The sequence below is a fragment of the Streptomyces sp. NPDC048664 genome, from assembly GCF_040650555.1.
In the GTDB taxonomy this organism is placed as follows: domain Bacteria; phylum Actinomycetota; class Actinomycetes; order Streptomycetales; family Streptomycetaceae; genus Streptomyces.
Map to the genome: position 1 here is coordinate 77,042 of NZ_JBEZHK010000019.1, position 21,100 is coordinate 98,141.

The 21,100-nt window shown below is 71.8% G+C and carries 26 protein-coding genes; 12 read left to right on the forward strand and 14 right to left on the reverse strand.

What is annotated here, in order from left to right; genetic code table 11:
* Positions 1–4: 4 nt before the first annotated feature.
* A complete protein-coding gene (locus AB0C59_RS21270; protein WP_363006778.1) occupies positions 5–622 on the forward strand; it encodes an ABATE domain-containing protein in 618 nt (205 codons plus the stop codon).
* 101 nt (positions 623–723) lie between these two features.
* On the opposite strand, the gene AB0C59_RS21275 is transcribed toward AB0C59_RS21270, so the two are convergent.
* The 3 genes from AB0C59_RS21275 to AB0C59_RS21285 form a co-directional block, all read right to left on the reverse strand.
* Positions 724–1,098, reverse strand: coding sequence for a hypothetical protein (locus AB0C59_RS21275; protein WP_363006780.1), 375 nt, complete (start codon positions 1,096–1,098; stop codon positions 724–726).
* Positions 1,098–1,691, reverse strand: coding sequence for a hypothetical protein (locus AB0C59_RS21280; protein WP_363006782.1), 594 nt, complete (start codon positions 1,689–1,691; stop codon positions 1,098–1,100). Before AB0C59_RS21280 ends, AB0C59_RS21275 begins: the two co-directional genes overlap by 1 nt.
* A gap of 74 nt (positions 1,692–1,765) precedes the next feature.
* Positions 1,766–2,335, reverse strand: a complete 570-nt coding sequence (locus tag AB0C59_RS21285; protein ID WP_363006784.1) for an RNA polymerase sigma factor — start codon at positions 2,333–2,335, stop codon at positions 1,766–1,768.
* Positions 2,336–2,504: 169 nt separating this feature from the next.
* Between AB0C59_RS21285 and AB0C59_RS21290 the strand changes: the two genes are divergently transcribed.
* The 5 genes from AB0C59_RS21290 to AB0C59_RS21310 all read left to right on the forward strand — a co-directional run bounded on the left by AB0C59_RS21290 (position 2,505) and on the right by AB0C59_RS21310 (position 5,035).
* On the forward strand, positions 2,505–2,987 hold the full coding sequence (locus AB0C59_RS21290; RefSeq protein ID WP_363006786.1) for an Asp23/Gls24 family envelope stress response protein: 483 nt from the start codon (positions 2,505–2,507) through the stop codon (positions 2,985–2,987).
* Positions 2,988–3,068: 81 nt separating this feature from the next.
* Positions 3,069–3,236, forward strand: coding sequence for a hypothetical protein (locus tag AB0C59_RS21295; protein WP_363006788.1), 168 nt, complete (start codon positions 3,069–3,071; stop codon positions 3,234–3,236).
* Positions 3,233–3,646, forward strand: a complete 414-nt coding sequence (locus AB0C59_RS21300; RefSeq protein ID WP_363006790.1) for an Asp23/Gls24 family envelope stress response protein — start codon at positions 3,233–3,235, stop codon at positions 3,644–3,646. Before AB0C59_RS21295 ends, AB0C59_RS21300 begins: the two co-directional genes overlap by 4 nt.
* Before the next feature lie 174 nt (positions 3,647–3,820).
* Positions 3,821–4,399 (forward strand): DUF6286 domain-containing protein, encoded by a 579-nt coding sequence (locus tag AB0C59_RS21305; RefSeq protein ID WP_363006792.1) that lies wholly within the window; start codon positions 3,821–3,823, stop codon positions 4,397–4,399.
* A gap of 27 nt (positions 4,400–4,426) precedes the next feature.
* Positions 4,427–5,035, forward strand: coding sequence for an alkaline shock response membrane anchor protein AmaP (locus tag AB0C59_RS21310; protein ID WP_363006794.1), 609 nt, complete (start codon positions 4,427–4,429; stop codon positions 5,033–5,035).
* A 56-nt stretch (positions 5,036–5,091) separates the two neighbouring features.
* Here AB0C59_RS21310 and AB0C59_RS21315 read toward each other — a convergent pair whose 3' ends face one another.
* The 4 genes from AB0C59_RS21315 to AB0C59_RS21330 form a co-directional block, all read right to left on the reverse strand.
* A complete protein-coding gene (locus tag AB0C59_RS21315) occupies positions 5,092–6,678 on the reverse strand; it encodes a Na+/H+ antiporter (RefSeq protein WP_363006796.1) in 1,587 nt (528 codons plus the stop codon).
* 108 nt (positions 6,679–6,786) lie between these two features.
* The gene (locus AB0C59_RS21320) at positions 6,787–7,284 is read right to left on the reverse strand and encodes a hypothetical protein (protein WP_363006798.1); all 498 of its coding nucleotides are present in this window, start codon (positions 7,282–7,284) and stop codon (positions 6,787–6,789) included.
* 90 nt (positions 7,285–7,374) lie between these two features.
* On the reverse strand, positions 7,375–7,971 hold the full coding sequence (locus AB0C59_RS21325) for a hypothetical protein (RefSeq protein ID WP_363006800.1): 597 nt from the start codon (positions 7,969–7,971) through the stop codon (positions 7,375–7,377).
* Between the two features lie 420 nt (positions 7,972–8,391).
* Complete coding sequence (locus tag AB0C59_RS21330; protein ID WP_363006802.1) at positions 8,392–9,060, reverse strand: peptidylprolyl isomerase; 669 nt, start codon at positions 9,058–9,060, stop codon at positions 8,392–8,394.
* 192 nt (positions 9,061–9,252) lie between these two features.
* On the opposite strand from AB0C59_RS21330, the gene AB0C59_RS21335 reads away from it, so the two are divergent.
* Positions 9,253–11,472, forward strand: a complete 2,220-nt coding sequence (locus AB0C59_RS21335) for a helix-turn-helix transcriptional regulator (RefSeq protein WP_363006804.1) — start codon at positions 9,253–9,255, stop codon at positions 11,470–11,472.
* 379 nt (positions 11,473–11,851) lie between these two features.
* Positions 11,852–12,685 carry a PIG-L family deacetylase gene (locus AB0C59_RS21340; protein WP_363006806.1) on the forward strand — a complete coding sequence of 278 codons (834 nt, stop codon included), beginning with the start codon at positions 11,852–11,854 and terminating at the stop codon, positions 12,683–12,685.
* A 78-nt stretch (positions 12,686–12,763) separates the two neighbouring features.
* On the opposite strand, the gene AB0C59_RS21345 is transcribed toward AB0C59_RS21340, so the two are convergent.
* From AB0C59_RS21345 to AB0C59_RS21360, 4 genes are all read right to left on the reverse strand, one after another.
* Positions 12,764–14,086 (reverse strand): alpha/beta fold hydrolase, encoded by a 1,323-nt coding sequence (locus AB0C59_RS21345; RefSeq protein WP_363006808.1) that lies wholly within the window; start codon positions 14,084–14,086, stop codon positions 12,764–12,766.
* A complete protein-coding gene (locus AB0C59_RS21350) occupies positions 14,061–14,573 on the reverse strand; it encodes an RICIN domain-containing protein (RefSeq protein WP_363006810.1) in 513 nt (170 codons plus the stop codon). The genes AB0C59_RS21345 and AB0C59_RS21350 overlap by 26 nt, the downstream gene beginning before the upstream one ends.
* Positions 14,570–14,716, reverse strand: coding sequence for a hypothetical protein (locus AB0C59_RS21355; RefSeq protein ID WP_363006812.1), 147 nt, complete (start codon positions 14,714–14,716; stop codon positions 14,570–14,572). Before AB0C59_RS21355 ends, AB0C59_RS21350 begins: the two co-directional genes overlap by 4 nt.
* Positions 14,717–14,809: 93 nt before the next feature.
* Positions 14,810–15,376 carry a phosphatidylinositol-specific phospholipase C domain-containing protein gene (locus AB0C59_RS21360; protein ID WP_363006814.1) on the reverse strand — a complete coding sequence of 189 codons (567 nt, stop codon included), beginning with the start codon at positions 15,374–15,376 and terminating at the stop codon, positions 14,810–14,812.
* A gap of 609 nt (positions 15,377–15,985) precedes the next feature.
* Here AB0C59_RS21360 and AB0C59_RS21365 point away from each other — a divergent pair.
* On the forward strand, positions 15,986–16,957 hold the full coding sequence (locus tag AB0C59_RS21365) for an MBL fold metallo-hydrolase (protein ID WP_363006816.1): 972 nt from the start codon (positions 15,986–15,988) through the stop codon (positions 16,955–16,957).
* 51 nt (positions 16,958–17,008) lie between these two features.
* On the opposite strand, the gene AB0C59_RS21370 is transcribed toward AB0C59_RS21365, so the two are convergent.
* The 3 genes from AB0C59_RS21370 to AB0C59_RS21380 all read right to left on the reverse strand — a co-directional run bounded on the left by AB0C59_RS21370 (position 17,009) and on the right by AB0C59_RS21380 (position 19,238).
* The gene (locus AB0C59_RS21370) at positions 17,009–17,845 is read right to left on the reverse strand and encodes an alpha/beta hydrolase (protein WP_363006818.1); all 837 of its coding nucleotides are present in this window, start codon (positions 17,843–17,845) and stop codon (positions 17,009–17,011) included.
* Positions 17,842–18,435, reverse strand: coding sequence for a TetR/AcrR family transcriptional regulator (locus tag AB0C59_RS21375; RefSeq protein WP_363006820.1), 594 nt, complete (start codon positions 18,433–18,435; stop codon positions 17,842–17,844). Before AB0C59_RS21375 ends, AB0C59_RS21370 begins: the two co-directional genes overlap by 4 nt.
* Before the next feature lie 308 nt (positions 18,436–18,743).
* Positions 18,744–19,238 (reverse strand): GNAT family N-acetyltransferase, encoded by a 495-nt coding sequence (locus AB0C59_RS21380; RefSeq protein ID WP_363006822.1) that lies wholly within the window; start codon positions 19,236–19,238, stop codon positions 18,744–18,746.
* Between the two features lie 371 nt (positions 19,239–19,609).
* Between AB0C59_RS21380 and AB0C59_RS21385 the strand changes: the two genes are divergently transcribed.
* The 3 genes from AB0C59_RS21385 (at position 19,610) to AB0C59_RS21395 (ending at position 21,098) form a co-directional block, all read left to right on the forward strand.
* Complete coding sequence (locus AB0C59_RS21385) at positions 19,610–20,122, forward strand: hypothetical protein (RefSeq protein WP_363006824.1); 513 nt, start codon at positions 19,610–19,612, stop codon at positions 20,120–20,122.
* A 251-nt stretch (positions 20,123–20,373) separates the two neighbouring features.
* Positions 20,374–20,679, forward strand: a complete 306-nt coding sequence (locus AB0C59_RS21390) for a hypothetical protein (protein ID WP_363006826.1) — start codon at positions 20,374–20,376, stop codon at positions 20,677–20,679.
* An 86-nt stretch (positions 20,680–20,765) separates the two neighbouring features.
* A complete protein-coding gene (locus AB0C59_RS21395; RefSeq protein ID WP_363006828.1) occupies positions 20,766–21,098 on the forward strand; it encodes a hypothetical protein in 333 nt (110 codons plus the stop codon).
* Positions 21,099–21,100: the final 2 nt, after the last annotated feature.

Below are 21,100 nucleotides of genomic sequence, written 5' to 3' on the forward strand. Positions count from 1 at the left end.
TGACGTGAAGGGTGAGGCGAGTGGCAGCGGGGACGTCCCCGCCGAGGAGTTGCGGTTCGACTTCCGTTCCGGCCGGCTGTGCCTGGCCTTCGTCGCCACCGTGGGAGAGCGATGGCGAGGCAACCACGAGCGGCTGCGCGAGCCGGCTGACCTGGCGCGCTGGTATGTCGAGGCCGGCCTGCTCGACGAACCGCCCGCGGTCACGGCCGCCGGACTGGAGGCGGCACGCGTGCTGCGCGAGGCGGTCCACCGCATCGCCCAGGCGCTGATCGCCGCTCACCCGCCGGCCGCCGACGACGAGACCGCGGTCAACGCCGCCGCCGCGCTCCCACCCCTGATCCCGGTCCTGCGCGCTGGAACCGGCAGGCTCACCCTGCCCCCCACCCGAGCGCAGCAGTCCGCTCTCAGCACGGTCGCCCGCGAGGCCATCGACTTGTTCACGAGCACCGGCATCGACCGCATCCGAGAGTGCGTCGGCCCGCAGTGCGGTCTGCTCTTCGTCGACACCAGCCGCCCGGGGCTCCGTCGCTGGTGCTCCAGCACCGCCTGCGGCGGCAAGGCCCGGGCGGCCACCTACCGCCACCGACGCGCCGCGTCCAGTGGCAACCCCGGCCCGGAATAGCGGCAGCGGCGCGAGCACGAGCCACCGAAGGCATGGGAGGCACGCGACCGAGCTGCCCGAATCGATCAAGCCGCCGCACGGCCCGGCAGCGTGCCCTGCGCTCACCCGGAGGCCCGGGTGGCGACCCGGGTGACCGTGACGGTCACGGTCACCGTGCCCGGCTCGTCGTGAGCGGTCAGGTGCGAGACGACGGCGCTTCGCACCCGGTCGTGGACGTGACGGGCGGTGTCCACCGCTCTGTGACCCTCCGTCAGCACACAGCGCACCTCGACGTGCCAGCCCGTGCCGTCCGGTGTCCTGTCCACGCGGACGCCGGACGCGGGCGGCAGGGGATGAGCCGCAGACTGGGGGAGCGCGGGCGAGGCGGCGGCCGCGAGACGGTGGGCGAGCCGGGGCTGCAGGCCGGCCACACCGGGCACCGCGAGAGCCGCCTCGGCGACCGTGGCGGCGGGCGGGCGCGTGCTGACGTCAGCCATCACGAACCGCCGCCCGCGGTTGGTCCGGTGCCGGCCCGGTCCGACTGCACGGACGGTTCCAGCACGTCGACCACGATCACGTCGACAGCGGTCACGGCCAGCCCCAGGGCCTGCCGGGCGGCGTCGAAGATCGATCGGCGTACCTGGTCGACCGTGTCGGGCAGCGGGCGGTCCAGAGCGGCGGCCACGGTCATGGCCACCCGCACCTCGATACCGCCTTCCGGCACGAGGCGACACGTCGCGGCCCGCGCGCCCCCCACCGTGTCCGCGGCCTGCCGCAGAACCCTCGCCGCGGCACTCTCGGCGATCCGCAGGTCCCGGACCGTGTCGGCGAGCGGCAGCAGCCGTCCGAGCCGGACCTCCGCCCTGACGATGCGCATGACGCGGTCGGCGAGTGCCTGCAGGCCGGGAGGGTCCTCGGCGCGCAGCGCCCGCGTGGCCGCGTTCAACGCGGCCAGCCCTTCGACGGCCTCGCGGCAGTGCGGACATGACGCGGAGTGCGCGTCCACGGCCGCCACCCCGTCCCGCGCCTGTTCCCATGTCCGGCTGAGCAGCCGGCCGCACGGCAGCACCTCGTCGTCCGCGAGCGGCACCGCTCCGGGATGCGTCGGCCGATCGGGAGATCCACGAGGTCCCGGCGGTCCGGACGACCGCCGGTGGGAGTCGGCTAGCGCCATGAGGCCATCGCCTCCTTCAGAAAACGGCGCCCCCTGTACAGTCTGCCTCGCACCGTCTGCTCGCTGGTCCCCGTCACGACGGCGATCTCCCGGTAGGGCAGCCCCTGCAGTTCCCGCAGGATCCAGCAGACCCGCTGTCCGGCGTCCATCTCGCCGAGCGCGCGCGTCAGGGCGGCGGCCTCCGCGTCCTCCTCCGCGGCCCCGGCGGGGGAGTTCCATCCGTCGCCCGTCGCGGGTTCGGCGACGGCATCCAGGGGGAGGGGCGGCAACCGGCGCCGGCGCATGGTCAGGCAGCGGTTCACGGTGATGCGGTGCATCCAGGTGTGGAACTCCGCGGCGTGCCGGTACTCGGGCAGGCGCCGCCACGCGCTGACGAAGGCGTCCTGAACGGCCTCCTCGGCGTCCTGGGAGTTGCCGAGCAGACAACGGGCCAGGCCGAGCAGGGAGCGGCTGTGGCGCCGGACGAGCATCGCGAAGGCGTCGTCGTCCCCCTCGGCGGCCCGCGCGGTCAGCAGCGTGTCCGGCAGGTCGTCCAGCCGCGGGTGTCCGGTTCGCTCCATTCCGCTCCTGCACGACGCTCCAGGCAGGCGAGTACCCCGACCGCGAAGATGTGACGCACGTCACGCCGCAGGGGTGTGAGAGGCCGGACGTCCGCGGTGTCCAACGTATGTGACGGGCACCGCGCGGTGCCCGGACCGACGGACCGACCGAACGATCGAGGCGACCGCCATGACCGAGAACACCACCGGCATCGGCTTGGGCAGCCGGCCCGACACCGGCGTGAGCGCGCTGAAGGGCCGTACCGGGGCCGAAGCACCCTCGCAGACACGGGGGAGGACCACCATCACCGACGGCGTGGTGGCCAAGATCGCAGGCGTGGCCGCCCGCGAGGTACCGGGTATCCACAACCTCGGGGCCGGCATGGCCCGTGCCATCGGCGCGATGCGCGAACGCGTCCCCGGTGCGGGCGGCAGCGTCACCCAGGGGGTGAAGGTCGAGGTGGGCGAGAGCCAGGCCGCCCTGGACCTGGACGTCGTCGTCGAGTACGGCGTACCCATCGTCGAGGTGGCCCGCGACGTGCGCACCGATGTCATCGGCGCCGTGGAGCGGATGACCGGACTGGAGGTCGTCGAGGTCAACGTCACCGTCGACGACGTCCACCTCCCCGACGACGAGGAGGAGTTCGATGACGACGGGAGCCGCGTGCAGTGACCGGCCGCACACGCCGGGTGGCCCGGCGGCAGCGGAAGGCGCCGGGCGGCGCTCCCGAGCTGAGTGGGTGGTGAGTGAGTGATGAACACGGCTACGACGGGAATGGCGGCCGGCATGGCCCTGGCCTTCGCCGGCTACTTCGGCGGTTTCTGGGCGTTCCTCCTGGTCCTGGTGCTGGGCGCGGTGGGTCTGACCGTCGGTCTCGCCCTTCAGGGCGACCTCGACGCGCGCTTGTGGAGGCACCGGTGAACACCGGGACCGGCCCGGACGTCGCCACGGGCGGTGACCCACCCGCGGTACGGGCCCTCCGTCTGCCGCCCCCCGCCGAACGAGGCGCCACCGTCATCCCCGACAAGGTGGTGGCACGGATCGCCGCCCGGGCCGCACACACGGTCCAGTCCCGCCGCGCCGCCCTGCCGCCCGGCCGGGACCGCCCGGCGGCCCCGAGCGCGTCCGCGGCCACCCACATGGGTTCGGTGCGCCTGCATCTGGCCCTCGACCTGCCCTATCCCGCCGACATCCCTCTCGTCTGCGAGCGGATACGACACGACGTCGCCGAGCGCGTCACCCGACTGACCGGCCTGCGCGTAGGAGAAGTGACCCTCGTCGTCAGGCGCCTGGTTCCGCTCTCCGGCGTGAACCGGGGACGGGTCCGCTGAGCCCGCCGGCCCACCCGCCCGGCGACACGAAGGAGGACCGGAATGACACCCGCCCCGGGTTCTCCCGCCCCGAACCCCCCACCGACGGCACACCGGGACCCGGCTCCGCCTCCGCCCCCGGCGGCCGAGGCTGCCCGACCCGCACCGCCCCAACGGGACGCGCCCGCACCGGAGATGGCGGCCGGCGACCCCGGCACATGGCGCTGCCACCACCGCCCGTGGTCCGCGCGGCGCGTTCCGGCCGGGCTGGTCGCCGCCGTGATCGTCCTCGCGTCGGGCGCCGCACTGGTGGACGTCGTGGCCGTACGGGTGGGACGCCCTGCGGCGGGCTGGCGCAGAACCCTGGCCCACGAACTGGCCGACCGCCCGGTGGACGACGTGTGGATGCTCACCGGAGCCGCCGTGGCCGCGGCCGTCGGCCTCTGGCTGATCGTCCTGGCCCTGAGCCCGGGCCTGCGCCGCCGACTGCCCCTGCGCACACCCGCCGAGGAACCCGTACCCCGGCTGCGAGCCGCCTTGGACCGCGACGCTGCCGCCGTCCTGCTGCGCGATGCCGCCCTGCGGGTCCCCGGGGTGAGCAAGGCTCACGTCCGGGTGCGCCGCCACCGCGTCAAGGTCCGCGCGGACGTCCGCTTCCGCGATCCCCGGCAGGTGAAGACCGACCTCGTCGCCGTCCTCGCCGAGGCACGCGACCGCTTCGCCCTCTCCCACCCCCCTCGCATCGTCGTCCGCACGCGGCGGGAAGCCGCCTGACCGGCACTCAGCACCCGGAGCCCCCTCATGACACCGCGCCCCATGGTCAACCGGACCCTGCTGGCCCTCACCGGACTGGTGCTGCTCGGCGGCGGGCTGCTGATCGGCGCCGCCGGACTCGACCTGTACGCGACCCACCATCTGGCACCGCCCACCGGCTGGCCGCTGACCACCGCGGACGACGTCCTGCTCAGCTCGGCCGACCGGGCCCGCTGGAGCGACCAGGGCTGGTGGTGGTGGCCCGCGGTCGTCGCCGCCCTCGCCCTCTTCCTCGCGCTCGCCCTGTGGTGGCTGCTCGCCCAGCTGCCCCGGCGGACCGCCGACGGGCTACCCGTCGGCGGCGACCCCCCGCAGGACGGCGTCGAACTGCGCGCCCGGGCGCTCGGCGACGCCATCGCCACCGAGGCCGGCACGCTGCCGGGCGTCCAACGGGCGACCGTCCGCATCACCGGCCGAAGCGCCCGTCCCCGCGCCCACGTCACCCTCGTCCTCACTCCCGAGGGGACACCTGCCACCGCCCTCGGCGCCCTGTGCGAAGGCCCGTTGCGCACCGCCCTACAGTCCACCCGCTCGCCCGCCATGCCCACCGAGGCCCGCCTGCGCGTGGCCCGCCACAAGCCCCGCCGCGCCGAGTAGGGCGAAGGGGATCCGGCGAAAGCCGCTCCCGTCCCCCTCTCCGCAGGGTCCCGCCATCAGCCGCGGGCGCGAAGGCTGGCGTCCTCGAGGTCGAGTTCTCGCTGGACCCGGCGCCGGGTGCCGTCGCTGATCTTGTTCCTCTCGTAGAGGCGCTGGAGTTCGGCCGCCTCGATCGCGATGAGCGTGCGACGTATCTCGCGGTAGGCGTCGGCGGGGCGGGCGTCCGGATCGTTGTGGTGGGCGTCCTCGGCCTGGTGGATACGCGCCTCCAGATGGCGGCGCGCCTGTTTCAGAGCGGTCTCGGCGGCGGAACCCAGCTCGGCGAGCTGGTCCAGGTCGCCGAGCTGCTTGAGCTCCTCGAGAGCGGCGTGGGCGATGTGGCGGCGGGTGCGGGCCTCCTCACGGGCCGTGTGCTCGGGTTCCAGGGCGATGCCGGAGCGTCGGACGACCGGAGCGAGGGTGAATCCCTGGAAGATCACGGTGAGCGCGATGGTCCCGGTGGTGAGGGTGAGGACGAGCGCCCGGTGCGGCAGCGGCGCTCCCGTGTCGGTGGTCAGGGGGATGGAGAGGGCGGCGGCCAGCGGCATGACGCCCCGGGTGCCTGCCCAGGACAGGACGGCGGGTACCCGCCAGGACAGTCGGCTGTCGCCCCGGCCGTGCCGGAAGTGGAGGAGGGCGGACAGGGGGAAGACCCACAGCAGGCGGATCGCCATGACGGTGAAGGCGATCACCGGCACCCACAGCGGCCAGCCGCGTTCGTCGTGTGCGAGATGGCGGACGGCCGAGGGCAGCTCCAGGCCGATGAGCGCGAAGACGACGCTCTCCAGCAGGAAGGTCAGGGTGTCGTAGAGGGCGTGGACCTGAAGGCGCATGGGGGCGTTGCCGAGTTTGTGACCGGTGCTGCCGAGGACGACTCCGGACACGATGACGGCGGTCACGCCGGAGGTGTGGGACTGCTCGGCGATGACGTACGACGCGTACGGAGTGACCAGGGCGATGACGGTCTCCAGCGTGGGGTCCCTGGTGCGGCGGCGAACGAGCGTCACCACCGCGGCGACCGCGGCGCCGATGAGGGCTCCGCCGCCCGCGAGGAGCAGGAACTGCTCGATGGTCCCGGTCACCGTGATGGCGCTGCCGGTCACTGCGGTGGCGACGGCGACCTTGTACAGGACCAGGGACGTGGCGTCGTTGAACAGGCTCTCCGCCTGCACCATGGCCTGCACGCGTGGGGGAAGGGACAGGCGTCGGCCCAGCGCGGTGACCGCCACGGGGTCGGTGCTGGCCAGGACGGCGCCGAGGATGAACGCGGTGGCCGCGCTGAGCGGGGTGATCGCCCGGGCGACGAACCCGACGGCGACGGCCGAGGCGAGGACCAGACCGAAGACGAGAGCGGTCACGGGCCGCCACACGGTGCGCAGGTCGCGGACGGAGATCTCGCCGGCCGCGGCGAACAGCAGGGGTGGCAGCACCAGTACGTTGATCACATGCGGTGGCAGGCGGACCTCGGGAACCCAGGGCATCAGCCCGACGAGCAGGCCGGCTATCACCAGGAGCGACGGGGCGGGCAGACTCCAGCGCCGGGCACCGGTCGCCACCGCGGTGGCCAGGACCACGAGCAGCAGGATGACGGTCAGGCCGGTCATGGAGTGTCCCCGGTGGACTACGGCTTGTTACCCCCCGTGACCAAGTGCCTTATCAACATAACCGAACCTGTGCGATGACGCAGGTGCCGGTTCGTGCCGCCGCCCGTGTCAGCCGCCTCGCGCCTCCCGGTCGCCGCGCCCGGTGCGGAACCGCTCGGCCGCCGGCCCCAGCAGGGCGCAGGCCGTCGCGACCACGACCGCCGGGATCATCGAGTGGGCATGCACCCCAGGGGTCCATGCCAGCAGCATCAGGCCGGTGAGGAAGCAGGCCAGCCAACTGCACGCCGCGTCCAGGGCGTTGCCGACGCGGGGTGAAGGCTGGAGCGCGGCACGCGTCAGATGCCGCAGGGGCACGGCGACGGCCATGGCGATGCAGGCGCACGGTGCGAGGAGCACCAGGGCCCAGGCCACGGGCGCCTTGCCCTCGAACTCGATGGCCTGCGGGAAGAGTGCGGCGGTGCCGAGCAGCACGAGGAGGAAGAAGAGAGCCACGGCTGCGACCGCGAGCAGGACCAGGCCGCCGATGACGGCCCCGGCCAGGAGTCTGTCACCGAGGCTCTTCGGCTCGTCGTCGGTGTCGTCCGCGGGTGCGGGCTGCTTCTCCATCGGGACTCCGCTGGGGCTTCGGCTGTGGACGGGGGGAGGAGGGGGCATGGCCGCGAGCGCACGGCCATGCCCCCTGTCCAGGTGCAGGGCTCAGAACGCGACCAGCATGATGGCCATCGCGAGATCCTTCGCCACGTCCGTGGGCACTCCGGCCCTGACCAGGGCGATGACCAGGGCGTGCTCTCCCCAGCCCTCCACGCTCTCGATCGCGTCGGCGATCTTGCCGCCGTACTTGCCCGCGTACTTGGCCGACTTGGGGTGGACGTGCTTGAGCACCTTGCCGAGCCATGTGCCGCCGTGCCGGAAGGCGGCGATGATCAGCTTCCGCACGATCGTGCCCATGCCGAGGAACGAACTGCCAGGGTGCGCGCCGGACTCCAGGGACGCGGCGTAGAGCTCGAACTGCTCGGTCTCGGCGGGGCTCGCGCCGTCGGCCTTCATCTGCTTGACGAGGTCGCGCACTTCGGCGGCGGTGAACTTCATGTCCGACGACTCCGAGGCCGCCTTCGCCGCCGCGGCGGCAGCCGCGGCAGGCTGGGACACCGACGACGCGCTGTTCTGCGCCTCCGACGCCTCCGCGAGGGGAGCCGCGGCTCCCAGGGCCATCGCGACGGTGGCCGCGATGGCGGCGCCACGCAGAACGCCCCCGTGCGTGTGCGACGCCGAACGCGTCCGAGATATATGCATTCTCATTTTATTGTTTTCCTTGTGTCTCTTATTTGGTGCCGCTCATGGGGTGCGACGCGGCCTTGCCCCTGAGGAATTCCGGAGCAAGGCGGTGGGAGAAAGCGCGTCACGTATTCTGGTCGCGACGCCGGCAGGCAATACGCCGGGATTCGGTGGCGACTCGGATTCCCCCATGAACACGTTGAGCAGCTCCTGGTCAGGGAGCGGCGCGGCATCACCATTAGTACCCGATGGTGATCTTGTGATGCAAGTGAAGCCGATGTGAATGCGCGACAGTTGAGCTTCGCTTGAGGAAGTGTGTGGAGGGGGCTCTTCCATTCGCTCGAAGAATGGCGGGCTTCGGCGCGGGCAATGCGGGAGCCCGACGGAATGCGGTGGCGGGGAACCAGGGCGCCGGGCGTCCCGTTCCCCGCCGACCGGTCAGCGTGTGGTGATGGTGACGTGCCGGATGTTCACCGGCAGGTTCGGGAAGCCGTCGCCGGGGTTGTTCTGGTCGTCCTCGCCGGCCGCCGCGATCTTCTGCAGGACATCGAGCCCGCGCGTGACCTGGCCGAAGGGCGTGTAGTTGGGCGAGAGCTTGGTGTCCTTCCAGACGAAGAAGAACTGGCTGCCGTTGGTGTTCGGGCCGGCGTTGGCCATGGCGACCGTTCCGGCGGGGTAGGTGGCGCCCTGAAGGTTCTCGTCCGGGAACGAGTATCCGGGGCCGCCGCTCCCGGTGCCGGTCGGGTCGCCGCACTGCAGTACGAAGATCCGCTGTGTGGTGAGCCGGTGGCAGTGGCTGCGGTCGAAGTAGTCGTGCGAGGCCAGGAACCGGAACGAGAAGGTGGTGCACGGGGCCTTGTCGGTCAGCGCCTTGAAGGTGACCGCGCCCTGACTCGTCCGCAGCGTCGCGCTGTACGGCTTCGCGGCCTTCTTCGCGTCGAAGACGGGGATGCCCTTGAAGTGGTCGGCCGGTACCGCGGACGTGTAGGTGCAGGCGGTGTCCGTCGTGCCGCCGGGGGCGGGCGGCCCCGCGACGGCGACGGAGCTGGACAACGCCAGCGGCAAGATGGTCAGAGCCGATAAGAAAGCCCAGGACGTGCGCTTCACGTGACAGCCTTCCGGGATGAGGTTGGCGTGGACCCGTCATATCTGCCCGATCGGACCGGGACCATGCGTCGCACTCCTGGCGACTCCCCCCTGACCGGCCACGCGAAAACCGCACCACCGTACGCAATCCGTACGGTGAACGTACGTGAGTTGTACGGTCCGTGCGGTAGGTTGTGGACCAGGAGGTGTGTCATGTCCGAGCTGTTCGACGCGGTCGACGCGCTGATCGCGTCCCGCTCCTCGCTGCCGTCGGTGGAGGAGCGCAAGCGGCTGCGCACCGCGCACGGCCTGACGCTGGACGACGTCGCCGGCGCGCTGAAGGTGCGCAGGGCCACGGTGTCCGGCTGGGAGTCGCTGAAGAAGCCGACCGAGCCGCGCGGCCCGGAACGAGAGGCGTACGCACGACTGTTGCGGCAGCTCGCGGAGCTGTACCCCCCGCCGGAGGAGCCGACCACCCCGGTGCCCGCCGCGCGCACCGGCGCGCCCGACCCGGCGCCGGCGGGAACTCCGCCCACCGAGCGCCCCGTCGAGGCCTCGGCCGCGACGGCGACCGAGAACACCCCGCCCCCTGCTCCCGCCCCCGTCGCCCCGGCCCGCCCGGCGCACACCACCAGGCCGTCCTCCACGTCGAGTCGTCCCGGCGCGCGGAGGACGGCCCCGCCCGGCACCCCCGCCGACGGCACCGACCCGCGCTTCGAGAACGGCCCGCTCGCGGTCGTCGACGTCGACGGCGGCCAGGCGCTGGCGTACTGCGTCGGCGGCCTGGTCCTGGACGTGCCCGCCACGTCGCTCCCGGCCCTGGTGGACTGGACGCTGCGCGAGGCAAGGCTGGGCCAGCCGAAGCTCACCGGGCCGGGCAGGAACGCCGACCCGCTGCTCGTGCTCACCGAGGCCGCCCTGGAGCGCTACGGCCTGCCCGTCACCCTCACGGAGGAGGAGCGGCTCGCCGGGCGCCTGCCGGAGGGACACAAGGTCGTCAGGCAACTCGCCCGCGCGGAGTGGAAGCTGACCAAGCGCGGCCTCGGACCGTGGGCGCGGATCTACCGCCCCGCCACCGGCTCGGAGCGGGCCTGCGTGCAGCTGTGCGTCCCGTCGTGGAACGCGCTGGACACCCGGCACTGGGGTGACGCCGGGCAGCTCCCGCCGGCCGAACTCGCCCGTGTCCTGGGCGTGTACGCGTCCCGGGTGATGACGCCGCGCGGATCGACCGCCGTCACCGGCCTGGAACTCATGACCGCGCTGCACCCGGCGACCCGCGCCTCCGAGCCCGACTCCGAGGGCCGGCGGCACTCCGAGCACAACCCCGGCTCGCTCGGCACGGACCCGGTGGACTGCGCGCCGTGCGAGGCCCCGGACGGACACCCGCTGCTCAAGGATCTTCCGCGCTTCCATGTGCGCGGCCCGGCGGAGAAGCTGTTCGAGGAGGCGTACGACTGGGCGCGGCCGATGACCGACGACGAGTGCACCCTGCGGCATCTGGTCGGTATCGACGTGAACATGGCCTTCGCGGCCGGCGCCAACGGCCTCGTCGTCGGCCTCGGCGCGCCCACCCACGTCGAGGCGCCGGTGTTCGACCCGAAGCTGCCCGGTTCGTGGCTGGTCGACCTCAGCCACGTCGACCTGTCGAGGGTGAAGGTCGGCAAGGAGTGGACGCAGCTGGACGGTTCCCTGCTGCCCAGCCCGTTCACGCCGAAGGGCGAGCACCCCGAGGGGCCGGCCTGGTACGCGACGCCCACCGTGGCGTACGCGGTGGAACTCGGCTACGAGGTGCGCCCCCTGGAGGCGTGGGTGCGGCGCGAGAACGGCCGCTACCTCGACGGCTGGTACAACCGACTCCGGGACGCCTACCTCGCCACGATGGCCGACCTGGGCGTCGACGCCGACCTGCCGCCGGCCGACTTCCTGACGGCGATGGGCGACCACAGATCCCGCGACCCGGAGCTGGCGATCGTCCTCTCGGCCGTCAAGGCGACCGTGAAGGGCGGTCTGGGCAAGCTCCGCGAGCGCCCGCGCGGTGAGGGCTGGCGGCCGGGCGAGCCGTGGCGCGCCCTGTCCCGGCCCACGTGGCGGCCGGACATCCGCGCGGCGGTCATCTCCCGCACCCGGATCAACCTGCACCGCAAGATCGTCAAGCACGCGGCGTTCACCGGGCGGTACCCGGTCGCGATCCTCTCCGACTGCGTCGTGTACGCGGCCGACGGCGAGAGCCCGCTGGACTTCCTGCCGTACCGCCAGGGAGAGCCGCTGCCCGGCGGCTTCAAGCTCGGCGTCAACCCCGGCCTGGTCAAGCACGAGGGCACCCAGTCCGTGCTGTGGGGGGAGGGGGTCCGCGAGAGGTTCGACGCACCGGATCTCAACCTCGCCCGCTACATCAAGGACGGCACCGTCACCGACGTCGACAACGGCGAGTAGGAGGAGACGGCGGGACGAGCCTCAGAAGCCTCCCGGCCTGGACGCGGCCCCGCTGCCGGCCGAGCGCGCTCCCAGGCCGCGCGGCGCCCGGTCCTCCCCGGCACGTGGACCTTCCGGCCGGTGTGGGATCCGGCACTGTCCTCCGGGCGTCGTACCGCCACCTTCACCGCATCGCAACGCGACGCGTGGAAGGTCGACGGCCGCGGCGGGAACAGCCGGTCCGGCCGACGCTGTTGCATCGACCGGGGGACCGGCACCGCACATGCGGGGAACACGGAGACCGCGAGGTCGTCCGCGCCGACAGGTTCCGGGCCCCGGGATCGCGGTACGACCGCCGCGCACTCCGACCAAGACATATCTGTGCAGGAGGACTGTTTCAATGACCGACCGGCCCTTGACGCTCATGGCGGTGCACGCCCATCCCGACGACGAGGCCACCGGTACCGGGGGGATCCTCGCGCAGTACGCGGCGGAAGGAATCCGTACGGTTCTGGTGACGTGTACCGACGGCGGTTGCGGTGACGGACCGGGCGGCGTCAAGCCGGGCGATCCGGGGCACGATCCGGCGGCCGTGGCCGCGATGCGCCGTCAGGAACTCGAGGCGAGCTGCGAGGTCCTGAAGATCAGCGAACTGGAGATGCTGGACTACGCCGACTCCGGGATGACGGGCTGGCCGAGCAACGACGCCCCGGGAGCCTTCTGGCAGACCCCCGTGGCGGAGGGCGCCGCCCGTCTCGCGGAGCTCATGCGGCACTACCGCCCCGATGTGGTCGTCACCTACGACGAGAACGGCTTCTACGGCCACCCCGACCACATCCAGGCCCACCGCATCACGATGGCGGCGCTGGAGATGACCGAGCTGACACCGAAGGTGTACTGGACGACCATGCCCCGCTCGATGATCCGGCGGTTCGGCGAGATCATGCGCGAGTTCCAGGAGGACATGCCGGAGCCGGATCCGGCCGAGGCCGCCGCGCTGGCCGAGATCGGGCTCCCCGACGACGAGATCACCACGTGGGTGGACACCACCGCCTTCAGTGGTCAGAAGTTCGACGCGCTGGCCGCGCACGCCAGCCAGGGCGAGAACATCTTCTTCCTCAGGATGGGCAAGGAGAGGTTCGGTGAGTTCATGGGCATGGAGACGTTCGTACGTGTCCAGGACGCCACCGGCGCGGCCGTGCCCGAGAACGATCTCTTCGCCGGACTGCGCTGACCCGTCCGCCCGCGGGATGCCGGGCGGTGCGCGAGGCCGGGCGGAGGTCCGGCCTCGCGCAGGCGGCTCCCGGGCCGGTCAGGCCGGGGACAGTCGCCATCTCTGGTTGGTGCCGCCCGTGAAGCGGTAGGTGATGAGCTGCACCGAGTTCGCGTGGGAGTGGCCGGGGACGTCCAGGTAGGTGCCGCTGAAGTCGTTCCTCAGGTAGAAGGAGCCGTCGCCGGCGGGCACGGCCTGCCAGTAGGTGTGGCCGCCGCTGCAGTCGCCCAGGACGGCCTGCGCGTCCTGCTCCTTGAGGCAGAAGTCCACACCGGACCGGATGTTGTACACACCGGGCGCGTATCCCTGGAAGAACTCCCAGACCTGGGCGTTCGTACCGTTGGCCTGGTACTGCTGGACCGGGGTTCCGCGGGCACCGGCGGCATCCCGGACGTCCATCATCTTCCCGCTGTGCTCGGCGGCGATCCTGTACGGCTTGTACTGCTCGATGTCCGAGGTCGGGCCGTGCTTGAAGAAGGCGAGGACGCCGCTGATGACCTCGCTGTTCCCCATGAACCTGTTGTGGATCGTGGAGGGTCCCCTGGCATGCCGCAGGTCGATCCGCCGGTTCTCGGCGTTCCCCGTCAGCGGCACACTGTCCTCGTCGACCTGCTCATCGCCGGGAGTGCGGTAGGTCAGGTACTGCGTGGGCCCTGGCGCCTCGGTGCCGGAGTTGAGCTTGGCGAGGAAGGCCGAGTTCCGCTTCATGCCGGTCAGTTGCGGCCCGCACGTCATGGTGCCGCACAAGGCGTTGAGCCACTCGTTCTTCGCTCCGTGGTTCGGGCCCGCGAGAGACACCCAGTGGGCCACCTGCGAACCCAGCGCGGGCACGTGCTCCCCCGATCCGTTGAAGTCGTACCTGATCGCCTGACGGGTGATCAGACTGCCCATGGAGTGGGCGACGACATCGACGGACCGGCCGCCCAGGGCCTCGCGTACCGCCCACCCGAAGCCGGAGGCGAGTTCCTCCAACGTGTGCACGAACGGGCCCGGCCCCGACGGGTAGTCGTAGTAGTAGACCTTGCAGTAGCCGTCCTCCTCGAACTTCTGGGTCATGGTCGACCAGACCCCTCGGTCCCCGGTGAACCCGTGCACCATGACGACCGGTCGCCGACTGCTGTCGCACGCCCGCAGCCCGGTGGCGACCGCGTGCAGTTCACCTGCCGCGGCCGGCCTCTCGCGGCGCGCGGGCGCACCCCCGGTCGCGGCCGCCGGGGTGACCGAGGCGAACAGGACCGCGAAGAGAGCGATCACCAGGGTCGCGAGCGGCACCGTGCCCCCTCGGCGCCGCCCCTGTCTGCGCGGGGCCCCGGGGGCGAGGCTTCGGGAGACCCGGCTACGGGCGGTCGTCGGTCCTGTCACGTGGCGACTCCTTCGGGATCCGGTGATGGTGTTCTCTTCGGGGAGGGGCGTCTACCGCACCTGGACACGCTCGTCGAAGTACCAGTGGCTCTGGTCGCAGGAGCTGCTCCCCCCCGAGCCGCGGCTGTCTGCCACTGTCCTTGTTCGCGTCCGGCGTGTGCAGAAAGGAGCCCGCGTAGTCCTGGTGGAGCAGGAACGCGCCGTCCTGGGCGGGCTCGATCCGCCAGAAGTGGTGATCCGTGGTCTCCTGCGTGGCACCCGAGCCGGAACGGCAGGTGAGGAACTGTCCGCTGCGCTCACACCGCAGCCGGTACACGCCGCCGGCGTACCCCTCCTCCAGGGTCCACCGCTGCTGCGGCAGTCCGGTGTACGTCCACTGGACGACGGACGCCTGCGCCGTGCCCCCGTCCAGCGCCTTGCCGGTCGCCTTGTTCCAGATCACGTACGACGTTCCCGTCCGCAGCGCGGGCCGGCTGAAGGGGTTCATGCGGTCACCGACGCGGTCATGTCGATGTCGCCCGCGTCCCAGTCGCCGTCGGGGCTGTCGACGTAGTCCATGGCCACGATGCCGGCGCGGTGCGTCCTGTAGAAGTAGTCGCCTTCCAGGAGCCTCCGCGTCCAGGGGTTCATCTCCCTCGCATACGCCCAGGGTGTCCACACCGTACTGCCGGCCCCGGTCGCGCTGGGGTGGTTGACGTACATCCGGCGCCCGTGGGACTTCCACTAGGCGGCACGCAGTTGCTCGTCCACGGCCCGCTGCTTGCGCCCGGTCGGTGGGGCCTTGTAGTCGTCCTGGACCGAGAACAGGCTCTCGTCCGAAAAGCGCAGCCCCTCGTCCAGGTAGGGCCATCCGGACATCAGCGCGATCTTTCCCCGTGCCTGGTCCAGGGTCGGGAAGGAAGGGCTGATGTGGAACCACGGGCGCCATCCCTTCGCGTCGAGATAGTTCGCGAAGATCCTCCGGTACGCCGCCGCGTCGCCGGAGTACTCCTGCTGCATCCGCATCAGGACGGTCTCCGTCGGATACGTGGCCAGGAAGTCCCGGCAGGCATGCAGGACGTCCCCGAAGACCATGTCCTGGTGGTAGGCGCCGTGGTGGAGGGTGAAGATGTCTCCGTACACGCGGCAGCGGATGTCGATGTAGCGCACCCCGGCCCGTAACTGCCAGTGCAGGTCCCGGTTCTGACACTGTGCGAAACCGGCGCTGCCCGCGCTGAACCGGGCGCACGTCTCGTGCGTTCCCGGAATCGACAGGTCGCGCAGGTCCGTCGCGCCCGGGACACGGCTCATCCACTGCACCGTGGCCGCGCGCACGCCCCCGAGGTCGGCGCTGCGTCCCGGCCCGGCATCGCCCCGCGCGGGGACCGCCGCCCGGGCCCCTGCCGGTGTATCGGCGAGGGCCAGGCCGATGCTCGCGGCGGTGCCACCCCGCAGAAAGCCCCGCCGACTCGGATGCGCCACCCTGCCCACTCCCGCCCGCTGTTCGCCGTCGCTCGGATCGCGCACCCGGCAGACCGGGACCACCGGTCAGGGATGCCGCCCCGCTGCCTGTCAGCCGGGTGGGTGCGATCATCCTGCAGGCATTCCCTCACCTTCGCGGAGAAAAACGACGTTCCCGTCGTGGGGGGCCGATTCAGGTCACATCACCCGATGCGGGCCGTGTGCCGCACATGTGCGGCCCGGGCCGGACGACGGTGCTCCGGCTGCGTCCCCGCCCCGGGGCACCACCACCCGAGGCAGTTCGCTCGGTGGCCCCGCCTGTGGCCCTCCGTGGCTCTCTGTCTGCTCGTCGCCTCCGAACCGACCCAGGCACGACCGGATCTCGTCGGCCATGCCCACGGGGGCGTCCCGGCGAAGTGACTTCTTCCGAGCGGCCCGCGTCGCGCACAATGCATGGTCATGGCAATCACTGACCTGAAGCAGATCGCGCCCGGCGTCTTCGCCTGGCAGCCCGGCCGTGAGGCGGCATGGGGTCTGGCCAACTGCGGCCTCGTCGTCTCCGGGGGACAGGGCCTCGTCATCGACACGCCCTACACGCCCGCCCTGACCGACGACTTCCTCGCGGCCGCCCGTGCGGCCGCGGGCTCGGACATCGTGCTGGACCGGGTCGCCGTCACCCACGCCAACGGCGACCACACCTGGGGGCTTCAGCAGCTTCCCGGCGCCGAGATCATCTCCACCCACGCCACCCTCGCGCACCAGTGCCTGGAGCCGCGCCCCGAGCATCTGCGGGCCCTCATCCACGACTCCGACCCCGACCAGCCGCTCGGCCGGTACCTCCGGGAGCACTTCGGCAGGTTCGACTTCTCGGACGTACGGGTTCTCCCACCCACCACGATGTTCACCGGACGCTTGGATCTGACGGTCGGCCAGGTGCCCGTCGAGCTGCACGAGGTCGGTCCGGCCCACACCGTCGGCGACCTCATCGTCCATCTGCCCGAGCGGCGCGTGGTCTTCGCCGGCGACATCGTCTTCGCGGGGGACCACCCCTCGCACTGGGCCGGCCCCCTGGAGCGCGTCTCCGCGGCCTGCGAACGGATCCTGGCCCTCGACCCGGAGTGGATCGTGCCCGGCCACGGCCCGGTGATGACCCCGATCGACCTCCGGACCCACGCCACCTACCTCGACGACCTGGCGCACCAGGCACATGTGATGCACCGTCAGGGTCGGACCGCCGTCGAAGCGGCGCGCACCCTGATCGAGGAGGATCGCTATCCGGGCCTCGGCCTTCCGGAACGGCTCGCGATCACCCTCAGCACGGAGTACCGCCATCTCGACCAGGACTCCACCGCCCCGGACCTGGTGGAGTTGATGGACCACGCGGCGCGCATCGCCTGGGACCGCTCCTCGGCGGACTCCGTCGAGCCCTGACATCCCCCCCGGGGGGGGCGCTCGCTCCGGTTGCCGCCCCCGGGACAGCCCTCAGGAGTGGAAGGCCTTGCGCAGGAGTTCGGCGAACGCGGTGGGGTGCGTGGTCAGGCCGATGTGCCCGCCGGGGAAGTGAAGGAGTTCCTGGCCGAGCCGCTCGGCCAGGAACGCCGCCGGACGGTAGGGAAGCTCGCCGCGCGAGTCCTGCCCGCAGGCGAGCACGAGCCGGTCCGACACGGCCGTGAGCCGGTCGACGTCGGGGGAGTAGGCCATGAAGCTCGGCACGATGCGTCCGACGAAGTACGGCAGATCGCCCCTGGTCTGCTCGGCCCGTGCCGCCGCTTCCGGCGGGAGTACGACCTCAGCTCGGGGCTCGGCGATGCCACCGTCCTTCCGCAGCCCTGCGGCGAACACGGCCATCGCCGGCGCCGGCCCCTCTTCGCGGAACGCGTCCCGCACGCGTGCGAGGAGCGCGCGGTGCGCGGAGGCGTCCGGGAGGACCTCCACCACCGGCGGCTCGTGCACGACGACACGCGCCAGGCGTTCCGGGTGGGCGATCAGCAGATGCAGGGCGGTGATCGCCCCCGAACTGGCGCCGAACACCCGGCCGGGCTCATCGGGTGACAACACGTTCAGCAGCCGCAACGCGTCCTCGGCGTGCTCCTCGACCGTCTGCTCGGCCTCGGGATCGTCCAGCACGCTGCGGGACATGCCGCGTGGGTCGTAGGTCGCCACGGTGTGCGTGTCGGCCAGGTCGCCGGCCACCGCGGCCAGGGAGGCCGCGCCGCCCGTTCCTCCCGGGACCAACAGCAGGAGCGGGCCCTGGCCGCGCACCTCGTAGTGCAGGGTCGCGCCGTTCACACGCAAGGATCCGACGGTCGGCTCGGTCATGCCCGGCCTCCCTCCTCGGACGAGGGCCAGTGCTCCAGAAGGGTGTGCAGGGCGTCGAGGGTACGGACCCAGGAATCCTGCGCCGGGCGCCTGTGCGCGAAGCCGCCTGCCGCCTCCAGGGCGACGAACCCGTGGAACGTGCTGCGCAGCAGGCGGACCGCATCGGTCAGATCGGGTTCGGCCAGTCCGTAGCCGCGCAGCATGCCGTACGCCAGCTCGACCGCACGTCGGGGCCCCGGCGCGTCGGCGGCCAGCACGGGATCGATCGCGATCGGGATCTGCGTCGCCGTATAGCGGCCCGGGTACCGGCGGGCGTAGTCACGCCACGCGTCCGCGAACGCGACCAGCGCGTCCTTGCCCGCCCGCCCGGCCGTCGCGTCGGCGATACGGATCGTCTTCTCGTCCGAGGCCAACAGCGCGATCCGCCCTCGCAGATCCTCAAGACCGCGTACATGCGCGTAGAGACTCGCATCCTTCACCCCGAGCCGCCGCGCCACCTGAGACATGGTCAGCCGATCGAAGCCGACCTCGTCCGCCAACTCGGCGCCCGCGATCACCACCCGCTCGGCCGTCAGCCCTGCCCGCACCATGCGCACCCCACTTTCCTAGGTGCATTAGTTTTAGCCTAGGACTCCTAGGCCCGCAACCGGGATCCGTGTTCTGACTCTTCAGAGACGTACGGAGCCTGTGACGTCCGCGTCGAGGACCGACCCGACCCGAAGAGCGTCGATCCGTCCGACGCGGTGGTGCGCACGGCGGCCGTGTGCGTGCGCGGAAGCGATCGGCGACGCCGCCCCCGGCGGCCGCCTCTTCGACCAGACCTTCGCCCTCGACCGGACACCGGACGCCTACCGAGCCATGGCCGACCGCACGGGCCTGCCCGCCGGCCGAAGGCGCGTCAGCCCGCCGAAGTCGCGCCTTGCTCCTTGCTCAGCAGGGTCCCGCGCGGCCCGAACCCGGCCGAGGAGTAGAAGCGAACGGCTTCCCTGTTCGCTGTGAAGATGCCGGCATAGAGGATCACCACACCGCGCTCCGCGGCGGCCTTCTCCGCCGCTGCCAGCAAGGCCGCCCCGACGCCCTCGCCGCGATGCCCGTCCAGGACGACGGTGTGGATCTCGGCCGCACGCCGGGGCGCCAGGATCTGATGTTCCGGGGGATCCGCCAGCAGGACCACCTCCACCATGCCCACCACCTCGCCCACCCTCTCGGCGACCAGGACCAGCACGGTGGCCTCGGCAGCAAGCACCTCCTCGAAGTGCTTGCGCACGGCCTCGACGTCGGGCACGCGGTAGATGGCCGGATCGAGTTGGACATGCCTCTCGGCGTTCGCGAGACGCAGGCGAACAAGGGCGGGCACGTCCCCCCGCGCCGCAGCCCTGACCAAGACCGGCATGAGGGGAGCCTCGCAGCTCGCCCACCCCCTCGCAAGGCGCACGGGGCAACTCAAGGCCGAGCGAACCCGGGACAGCATCCCAGGGCATCCCAGCACCGCCTGTTTCCGCAGCTCACAGTGGGTGGGATGGTTCCACCGCCGTGGGTGGGCCGACTGCGGTTGTGCGAAGCCCCGCTGCCCCCGAAGCTCAGGGTGTCGCACCGGCCGAGGCAGAACGACGGCCCCGGCCGCAGCCTGGCAACGACATCCACCCTGCGCCTCACCACCTGGGCACCCCTGTGTCCAGAGACCCCAGGTGCAGTGGTCCCCACCCGGGGGTCCGCGAGGACACGGGACGGATGCCCGTACGGAACCAGAAGAGGAAGACGCACATGAACATGAAGTCCCCCACGCAGCACCGTCCGGGCCGCGTCGCGGCCGTCACCGCCGGCATCGTGCTGGCCCTCGGGCTGGGTGTGTCGGCCCAGGCCTCCGTCCCCGCCCCCGCGAAGGCGCCCACTGCCGCAGCGCAGTCGGTCAGCGGCACGAACGGCCAAGCGGTGACCCGGGTCGCCGACTTCTACGGGGCCTACATCGACGCGAAGGGCGACTACACGGACCCGGACGTCACGCTGGCCACGGCGCTCCGCAAGCACTACCTGACGTCCGACTTCGCCAAGCGGTTGGCTGCCTGGGAGCAGCAGAACGGCGCGGACGGCGTCCTTCGAGCCCAGAACGTGCCGACGGCATGGACGGTGACCGACAACGGCGCCGTGGGCAACAGCCGTGAGGTCATGGCCACCTTGACCTTCGGCAGCGGGGAGACGACGCGGAAGACCAGACTCTTCGTCCTGGTGGAGCGGTACAACCACATCGTCGACATCGCCACCACGAGTGCCCGCTGACGGCGAAGCCGCCCCGCCCGCGCCCCCGCCGACACCCCATGTCGGCGGGGGCCGCGGCGGGAAGCCATGAAAAGCGTGGGCCCGGTGCCGCACCTCGTCCTGACGGTCACTGTCGGCCGACCAGTGGGGAATCGGAGCGCGGCCCGGCGGAGAACCGTCTTCCCCTCCGGCAGAGCTCGACGTGAACGAGAGGAACCCCCTTGCCCGTCATCCGTGTTGGCCGCCGGTCCACCGCACCGCGGCTCACGGCCGTGTCCGTCGTTGCCCTGCTCGGACTTGTCGGTTGGTACCTGTTCTCGGGCCGGGGTGCGGGGCTGTTGCCGCAGGACAGTTGGGGGCCGTGGCGGGAGAAGCGGGAGTCGTACGGATGGACGGTGTGGGTGCGGGTCAACTCCTGGAGCGACGCTGCCGAGGCGGAGGGGAACTACGGCAAGGCGGAGGACTTCACGTTGAGGGCCTATGGCACCCCGGCCGGCGCCACGAACCTGATGATCGGCCTCCGGTTCACCCTGGCGCCCGATGGAGAGCTCACCCTCGACGAGGCGCGAGAGAGCTGAGGCGTGGTCGAGTTGACGGTTGAGGCCGCCCGCGCGGATGTACCGTTCGAGAACGGCGTCCTGGTCGAGCGTGAGGGGGCGGACGCGTGAGCGGGAGCCCTGGCCCCGGCAGCCGTTGCGGTGGCGTGGAACCGCAGATCGACCGGGTCGTCGTCGCGTCCCTGGAACAGGCCACGGTCAGTGTGCGCTGTCTGCGGGGACCGGTCCGTCGCGGTGCCCGCTTCCAGCGGCTCGACGGTTCGGTACAGGCGATGGACCTGACGCTGACGCACGCCGTCGTCCACCGTCATCGAGTGACCGAACTCGACACCGGCCTCACCGCCTTCGTGACGCTCCGAGGTGAGGGCGTTCACCACCTGAAGTCGGGCACCCCGGTCTCCGGGTGGCAGGTCATCGAAGGCACCAACCCGTTGTCCTGACG

Excerpts from the sequence above, each read along its gene's own strand:
- AB0C59_RS21335 (WP_363006804.1), top strand. The coding sequence starts at position 9,253 with ATGTCCGAGCTGTTCGACGCGGTCGACGCGCTGATCGCGTCCCGCTCC.
- AB0C59_RS21290 (WP_363006786.1), top strand. The coding sequence starts at position 2,505 with ATGACCGAGAACACCACCGGCATCGGCTTGGGCAGCCGGCCCGACACC.
- AB0C59_RS21340 (WP_363006806.1), top strand. The coding sequence starts at position 11,852 with ATGACCGACCGGCCCTTGACGCTCATGGCGGTGCACGCCCATCCCGAC.
- AB0C59_RS21365 (WP_363006816.1), top strand. The coding sequence starts at position 15,986 with ATGGCAATCACTGACCTGAAGCAGATCGCGCCCGGCGTCTTCGCCTGG.
- AB0C59_RS21370 (WP_363006818.1), bottom strand. The coding sequence starts at position 17,845 with ATGACCGAGCCGACCGTCGGATCCTTGCGTGTGAACGGCGCGACCCTG.
- AB0C59_RS21355 (WP_363006812.1), bottom strand. The coding sequence starts at position 14,716 with ATGAACCCCTGGACGCGGAGGCTCCTGGAAGGCGACTACTTCTACAGG.
- AB0C59_RS21380 (WP_363006822.1), bottom strand. The coding sequence starts at position 19,238 with ATGCCGGTCTTGGTCAGGGCTGCGGCGCGGGGGGACGTGCCCGCCCTT.
- AB0C59_RS21325 (WP_363006800.1), bottom strand. The coding sequence starts at position 7,971 with ATGCATATATCTCGGACGCGTTCGGCGTCGCACACGCACGGGGGCGTT.
- AB0C59_RS21295 (WP_363006788.1), top strand. The coding sequence starts at position 3,069 with ATGAACACGGCTACGACGGGAATGGCGGCCGGCATGGCCCTGGCCTTC.
- AB0C59_RS21375 (WP_363006820.1), bottom strand. The coding sequence starts at position 18,435 with ATGGTGCGGGCAGGGCTGACGGCCGAGCGGGTGGTGATCGCGGGCGCC.
- AB0C59_RS21320 (WP_363006798.1), bottom strand. The coding sequence starts at position 7,284 with ATGGAGAAGCAGCCCGCACCCGCGGACGACACCGACGACGAGCCGAAG.
- AB0C59_RS21315 (WP_363006796.1), bottom strand. The coding sequence starts at position 6,678 with ATGACCGGCCTGACCGTCATCCTGCTGCTCGTGGTCCTGGCCACCGCG.
- AB0C59_RS21385 (WP_363006824.1), top strand. The coding sequence starts at position 19,610 with ATGAACATGAAGTCCCCCACGCAGCACCGTCCGGGCCGCGTCGCGGCC.
- AB0C59_RS21350 (WP_363006810.1), bottom strand. The coding sequence starts at position 14,573 with ATGAACCCCTTCAGCCGGCCCGCGCTGCGGACGGGAACGTCGTACGTG.
- AB0C59_RS21275 (WP_363006780.1), bottom strand. The coding sequence starts at position 1,098 with ATGGCTGACGTCAGCACGCGCCCGCCCGCCGCCACGGTCGCCGAGGCG.
- AB0C59_RS21285 (WP_363006784.1), bottom strand. The coding sequence starts at position 2,335 with ATGGAGCGAACCGGACACCCGCGGCTGGACGACCTGCCGGACACGCTG.
- AB0C59_RS21360 (WP_363006814.1), bottom strand. The coding sequence starts at position 15,376 with ATGAGCCGTGTCCCGGGCGCGACGGACCTGCGCGACCTGTCGATTCCG.
- AB0C59_RS21310 (WP_363006794.1), top strand. The coding sequence starts at position 4,427 with ATGACACCGCGCCCCATGGTCAACCGGACCCTGCTGGCCCTCACCGGA.
- AB0C59_RS21305 (WP_363006792.1), top strand. The coding sequence starts at position 3,821 with ATGGCGGCCGGCGACCCCGGCACATGGCGCTGCCACCACCGCCCGTGG.